This is a genomic window from Candidatus Protofrankia californiensis, from assembly GCF_900634765.1.
GTDB lineage: Bacteria > Actinomycetota > Actinomycetes > Frankiales > Frankiaceae > Protofrankia > Protofrankia californiensis.
This window is the reverse complement of record NZ_CAAAFT010000274.1, coordinates 1-2,447: the sequence shown is the minus strand read 5'-3', so window position 1 is coordinate 2,447 and position 2,447 is coordinate 1. Positions and strand designations below refer to the sequence as shown.

Genomic DNA, 2,447 nt, shown 5'->3' with positions numbered 1-2,447 from the left:
CGGGCGGGAGATCCAGCATGTCGGCGACATCGGCCGGGCTGAGCGGCGGGATCACCATCTCGGTGGCGCGTTGATGGAACGGCCGACCGTAGCTGTTCAGCGCCTCCATCATCGCCAGGTCCGATCCGATACACAGCAGCAGCACCGGCCGGCGGGACAACTCGCGGTCGAAGAGTTTCTGCAGCGTGCCTTCGAAACCGGCGTCATTGACGATGAGATACGGCATTTCATCAAGAATCACGACGCATACCTGATCCATCGGGAGTGCGCCGGCGAGTAGTTGCAGCGCCGCGTCCCAGGATCGAGGCGTCTGATCGTGGAACATGCCCGCGCCCGGAAGGCTCGAACTCCCGACGGCTTCGGTGAACAGCCGCAGATCCGCCGCTGCGTCGGGCTGGGCGGAAGCGGTGAAGAACACGTATGGGATCCCCGCGCGCGCGACGAACTCCTCGGCAAGCCGTGACTTGCCGACGCGGCGCCGACCCCGCATCAGAACCGCCCGACCCGGACGACCAGCCCGCCCGCCGGATCCGATCCGTTGCAGCATCCGGTTGAGCGTCGCGAGTTCGCGATCACGCCCGATGAATCCGGCCACGCGCGTCCTCCAGCAAGCGCTCATCCAAGATACTCTCATTGATGAGAGTATCTTGGATGAGCGTGAGGGTGCGTAGTGGATCCTCGTACGGACGCCCCGTCCGCCGCCAGCACGGTACCGCTGGCGAACACGCACAATCACACAGCGATCGGCCGCATCCATCGGTGCACACCATGACGCGCCGGCCCGAGTCCATCGGCATCTTCGGCGACCCTCAACAGTCGGGGACGTCCGATCGCATGAGATCTTTCCAATATAGTCAACGGTGTTGACGGCGCCTCATTGATGCCCGCAGGGACGCCGGCAGCGTACGTCCGCGGGCGTAGAAGATCTCGCGTCCAATACGTTGTGGGGCGGATGCTGTCAGGCCTGCTGGTGGATACGGTCGGCTGGTGGATGTTCGGAAGCTGGCCGCGGTCGGCCGCTGCCTGCGTGCCGACATCCTCCCGGCAGCCGCGACCGCGGCGGTGCTCTTCCTCAGCAGTACCCAGGTCGATCATGAGTGGGTCGGGTTCAACCGCCGTCTCGACGGCGTGGGCTACCTGTTGTTGGCCGCTGCCGCTGCCGTGGTGCTCCTGCGCCGGTACAAGCCCCTGGTCATGCTGGCCGCCGAATCGGTCCTGGTCAGCACCTATCTCGCCGCTGGCTACCCGAACGGCCCACCGCCGGTCCCGCTTCCCCTCGCCGTCGCCGCGTTCTCCGTCGGCGCTCGTCTGCCGGCTGTGCCCACGGCTGTCGCCGCCGGAGCCGCCGGAGTGACCGTCGTCGGTGGTGAGCTGATCGGGGATGCCCTGGCCGACGATGATGCCGGCTGGACGCACTGGGCCGTTGGGACGCTGGGGATCCTCTGGTTGGCGGTGCCGGCACTCATCGGTGGGCTGCTCCAGGTCGCGCGACGCTCCGCCGCGCAGGCCGAGGGCGAGGCACAGCGAGCCAGGGTCGAACAGGAGCGGCTACGGTTGTATCGCGAGGTACACGACGTCGTGGGTCACGGGCTGTCCGTCATCTCCCTGCAGGCCGGGGTCGCCCTCCACGTCTTCGACCGGCGTCCCGAACAGGCCCGGGCCGCGCTTGAGGCGATCCGGCGCACCAGCCACGACGCGTTGGAGGAACTGCGCGCAACCCTCGCTCTCACCCGCCTCGGCGTCGGCTTCCGACCCGGCCAGGACGGTACCCGCGACAGCGCCGGGGTGCTCACGGACGGCAGCGAGAACGCCGGCTGGTCCGACAACGCCCGGCACATGCCGTTGACCGGACTCGCACGCCTGGACGGGATGCTCGCGCAGGTGCGGCGCGCCGGCCTGCCGGTGGATCTGGTGACATCCGGTGAAGGCCCGGAGGTCCTGCCCGCCGAGGTGGATCTCGCCGTGTTCCGGGTCATCCAGGAGTCGCTGACGAATGTGCTCAGGCATGCCGGTCCGGCCCGCGCCCGTGTCGAGATCTGCTACGAACCCGACCAGGTGGTGGTCAGGGTGTGCGACGAGCCGGTTTCCGGTCAGCTGGTATCTGCGACACCGGCGGTGGCCGCAATCGACGCCGAGCCCGGGAATCCCGAGCACCTCAACTCGGTGGCTGTCGGTCACGAGCACGGGCATGGTCACGGGCTACGCGGTCTGCGGGAACGCGCCGTCGATCTCGGCGGTACGGTGATCGCCGGCCCGCGGCCCGACCACGGCTGGCAGGTCCGAGCCGTCCTGCCATTACGGCGGGCGAGCACGTGATCCGGGTGGTGGTCGCCGACGACCAGCCGCTGGTGCGGCTCGGCCTGCGGGTGCTGATCGACAGCGAGGACGACCTCGACCTGGTCGGCGAGGCCGAGGACGGGCGCAGGGCGATCGCCGTCGTCCGGCGG

2 protein-coding genes and 1 pseudogene are annotated in these 2,447 nt (G+C 68.7%); 2 read left to right on the top strand and 1 reads right to left on the bottom strand.

The annotated features are described in order from the left end of the window. Positions 1-595 (bottom strand): AAA family ATPase (locus DD1DGNOD_RS15055; protein ID WP_206443196.1); only part of this gene is annotated, 595 nt, incomplete at its 3' end. Positions 596-987: 392 nt separating this feature from the next. On the opposite strand from DD1DGNOD_RS15055, the gene DD1DGNOD_RS15050 reads away from it, so the two are divergent. Both DD1DGNOD_RS15050 and DD1DGNOD_RS30870 read left to right on the top strand, forming a co-directional pair. After that, a complete protein-coding gene (locus DD1DGNOD_RS15050; protein WP_131767061.1) occupies positions 988-2,316 on the top strand; it encodes a sensor histidine kinase in 1,329 nt (442 codons plus the stop codon). Next, positions 2,313-2,447: pseudogene (locus DD1DGNOD_RS30870) on the top strand (DNA-binding response regulator); the annotation flags it as partial. The gene DD1DGNOD_RS15050 and the pseudogene DD1DGNOD_RS30870, both read left to right, overlap by 4 nt.